General features: G+C 58.8%; 3 protein-coding genes. All 3 read left to right on the forward strand.

Annotation, left to right across the window (positions count from 1 at the left end; genetic code table 11):
* Positions 1–143: tetraacyldisaccharide 4'-kinase (locus NRB16_RS29080; protein WP_257107592.1), on the forward strand; the 143-nt coding region annotated here is incomplete at its 5' end.
* Between the two features lie 17 nt (positions 144–160).
* Entirely contained in the window at positions 161–346 is a 186-nt protein-coding gene (locus NRB16_RS29085; RefSeq protein ID WP_025261020.1) for a Trm112 family protein, read from the forward strand.
* A partial coding sequence (locus NRB16_RS29090; protein WP_257107591.1) for a cytidylyltransferase domain-containing protein occupies positions 343–556 on the forward strand: 214 nt, incomplete at its 3' end. The genes NRB16_RS29085 and NRB16_RS29090, both read left to right, overlap by 4 nt.

A 556-nucleotide genomic window follows, 5' to 3' on the forward strand; every position in this document is an offset into this window, starting at 1 on the left:
TGCCCGTGATCATGACCGAGAAGGATGCCGTGAAATGCCGGTCTTTCGCGGCCGATGACTGGTGGTATCTGGCGGTGGATGCGGTGCCGGGTGCTGCCTTCGTCAACTGGTTCGATGAGCAGCTGACACGTCTTTTTCCATAATTGCCTCAGGAGTCCCCATGGACACCAAACTGCTCGATATCCTCGCTTGCCCGATCAGCAAAGGACCGCTGAAGCTCAGTGCCGACAAGACCGAACTGATCAGCAAAGGCGCAGGCCTTGCTTACCCGATTCGTGATGGCATCCCGGTGATGCTGGAAACCGAAGCGCGCACCCTGACGGCTGAAGAGCGCCTGGAAAAATGACAATGGCTTTCACGGTGGTCATCCCGGCGCGTTTCGGCTCCAGCCGCTTTCCCGGCAAACCCCTGAAAACCATTGCGGGCAAGCCGATGATCCAGCATGTCTGGGAGCAGGCCTGCAAAAGCAGCGCTGAACGTGTCGTGGTTGCCACCGATGACGGGCGGATTTTCGAGGCCTGTCAGGCATTCGGTGCCCAGGTTCTGATGACGCGTG

Source organism: Pseudomonas sp. LJDD11 (genome assembly GCF_024584215.1).
GTDB lineage: Bacteria > Pseudomonadota > Gammaproteobacteria > Pseudomonadales > Pseudomonadaceae > Aquipseudomonas.